General features: G+C 47.7%; 1 pseudogene. It reads left to right on the top strand.

Features of this window, described 5'->3' with window-relative positions:
• Positions 1–3,217 (top strand): annotated as a pseudogene (locus KHU30_RS24975) (hypothetical protein); the annotation flags it as partial.
• Between the last annotated feature and the right edge of the window lie 136 nt (positions 3,218–3,353).

Here is a 3,353-nt window from a genome sequence, read left to right on the forward strand (position 1 = left end):
TTACGAGGGAGGGCTGATTGGTGCGGCGGAAAAAATAGCGAAGGAGATTGTGGGGGAGGCTCCCTGGCTCGCACTGGGTGCAGGCAGCAGAGAGGCAATGAAAGCGTATGTCAGTGCATCGCTCGATACCGCGCTGGAAGAAGAGGGAGAAACGCTCAGGCCGTTGACTGCCAAAGAGGAGCTGTCGCGTATAGCCGCCTCTTCTGACCCGGAGCTTCGGGCACTCGCTGCGCACCTGCGGGACAATTTGGTGGATGACGTGCCCATCAGGCGATCAGGTAAATTTATCAGAGGTCAGTATGATTTAGCGACGCATACAATCGCCATTGGAGATGATGCTCCCGACTGGGAAATGATGCATGAAATTGCGCACAGCCTGACCTCCCGCAAGCTGAAGTACGGTTTGGAGAATCCTGACACCCCGCACGGTCAGTTAGCTTCACAGATTGAGTCCCTTCGACAAAAGGCAGAAGACGCTTATGAAGGCGATGACCCGACGACGAAGTATTACCTGAAGAACGCTGACGAGTTCGTTGCCGGTCTGTACTCTGGCAAGAGCGATTTCATCGCCTACTTGGCCACTCTGAAGGTGGAAGGGAAAAGCTGGCTGTCGAAAGCAGTTGATCTAATCAGACGTATGCTCGGCCTCGGCGACGAGCATGAAAGTGCTCTGACTCAGGCAATGGGGCTTTCCGAGAGCCTCATTAACACGTCGGGCATCCCGATCGAGAGCGGCGGAGGAATCCGTTATTCCCCTGGTGCAGGAAACTTGCAGATAACAGATGACCCTACAGGTGGCCGAATGGGATTGACCGATAAGGTAATGGATAAACGACTGACCACACCAGACGAAAGTGAAAAGGGGGAGTTATACAGTTCAGGAGGTGGGAGCATTACCTCCTCGAGAAACTGGAGCGCCTTTGATGGTAATAAAATATCCGGTGCATTGCGTGATGAATTGGTCAAATGGCTTGCCGCCCTCTCTCCGCATTTAAGAGATCGATGGTTTTCCACGCGTAGCTTTGCAAATGATTTTGACACAGACCTTAAAATTTATCTTGCTGAACAATATTTTATTTATGATGAAATGATTTCAGGATCTGATTATTTTAAATGGGTGAGCGATTTTAAGGGATGGCCCGCTAATTTTCAGAGCGACAATAGAGTGGTGGGGATACTTCGTGACCCCAGATCGCCGGCTGATTTCCCATCAGGAAAGGGATTTTTATTCACCCTTAAGAATAAACAAGGGAATGTTTTATTTTCTAGAACATATTTCCCACAAGGAAGTGGCGCTAATGCCAACAGCGCAGGGGTATGGCATAAAAATATTCTTGAACAAATAGAAGCTGATATGAATACCCTTCCGGAGGATAAACGTATTAGCATTTCTCATATAACAAGTAGTTATAATAGTACTCAGCCTGTTATTGAATCAGGTGCCATACCTGAGAATGGTCGTAATATATTTGTCGCCGGACAAAATAGCCTGGTTTCAACTGCAAATTTTGAGTTCGTGAATGCAACCGACACCTACCTCCGTCGTCAAGGAGATGAAACCACTCGACCCGGTCGTCAAGGAGATGAAACCACTCGACCCGGTCGTCAAGGAGATGAAACCACTCGACCCGATCGTCAAGGAGATGAAACCACTCGACCCCGTCATCAAAGAATAGAAGAAGATGAGCAAATTGAAAAAATTGATGAATTTATAAAAAATACCAAAGAAAATCAGATCGATCCATCGTTGACAAGTCCAAAAAACTATGCAATGAGGAGGGGGAGAGAGATAAGAGAGAAGCACGGCGATTCATCTCCCTTTGACTTGGACAGACCTGTTGAAATTGAATATACCACTTGGAATGACAACCCTTGGCATTACATTAGGCTGCAGTCACCATTGGCGCACATCATAAACGCGATCGAGGGAGGGGAGGCTCTGCATAAAGCAGTGAAGCACAAGCAAGAGAGAAAGACCCTCACTGAAGGTGATCTCATATTCGGCAATGAGAAAAAAATAACCGGTTTGAATACTTATGACACCATCTACCCGAGCCCTTATCATAAAGAGCTTGCTGATCAGGATTTAGCAGTTAGCTATCAGGATGAATTGAGCAACACGTTGGCTAGACCAGGCGTACGAGATCAATATCGTGAGGCATATAAGCAAAATTTTGAATCTACCGTCAAAAAAATAAGGCCACATCGCTCTTTTAAACCTGGTGAAAATCCGTGGGAGAGATATCAAGCTGGCAAGGCGAAAATTTATACAGTTGGCACAGATGTTTCCCACACTCGCGATAGTAAAGTGGTGAGTGACGTTCTTTTGTATCATGACCCAGACATGAATTGCACATATCTTCTGTTTCTCCGATCTGGCGACGTTCAGCACGCTGGCTCATACAAGCTTGATCAAATGCACGTCCGCGAGCTGTCAAACATATTGGAGGTGGCGCAATCCATCGAGAGTGATCAGCCAGAAGACGTATACCGGCAGACTCTTGGTTTGATAAGTGACAATATCTTAAACGATCCAAAAAACAGCAAAAAATACGGAGCAGAGGTTATGCAAAGCCTTAGGACAACGCGAGACCGCGTTAGAGATGAAGATTTATTCGAAAACAGAGGAAGTGTCAGACTTCAGCAGTTAGCGGAAACAACGATCGACAAGGAGGCGGATAAATCTTTAGCCATGATGGAAAAAAGACTTATTCGTGAGATGGACCGTACGTCAACCTCCAAGTCGGAATTGAGTACTTTGACAACTCTTCATCGACTTGAATTTGCAGGAAAGATGATAGGTCAAATATTGGCTCAGTTGTCGATAGTACCAACCGCAGCTGCTACGCCATTTGCGATTGCGAGCTTTCTAGTTGTAGTCGGAACGTCTACTGGAGTTGAAATAACGAAGTCAATGATTGCGGATAGGCCAGAAGAGGCACGACAGGCTGTTCGTAGGTGGGCGGGAACGGTAATAGGAGAAGTCGTTGGTTTGGCGACCGGTGAAGCGGGCGGGCGAGTGTTAGCGCCTCGGGTAAAGGCACATCTTAGTAAGGAATTGGGAAAGCTAATAGAGGACACGTGGGGGGGGGGGGCGGTCTTCGGCTGGAACGCGCAACCGTGGATAGATTTCCCCAGCATTTTCAATGAGGAACTTGAGAAGCAAGGTTTGCCTCCTTATCAGCCGTTCATACCACGGTCTGTTGGTGCTGATTGAATCTTGACCTGGACTGAACCCCTCGGGCTGGACCAAGGCCACGAGAGGAAGTGATACGCTTGTCGAGCCTTCTCAGGAGGAGCGACACCATGTCAGCAAGAGGACCTTATCGGCGGCATAGCCCGCAATTTAAAAT

The organism is Collimonas humicola, assembly GCF_018304945.1.
Taxonomy (GTDB): Bacteria; Pseudomonadota; Gammaproteobacteria; order Burkholderiales; family Burkholderiaceae_D; genus Collimonas; species Collimonas humicola.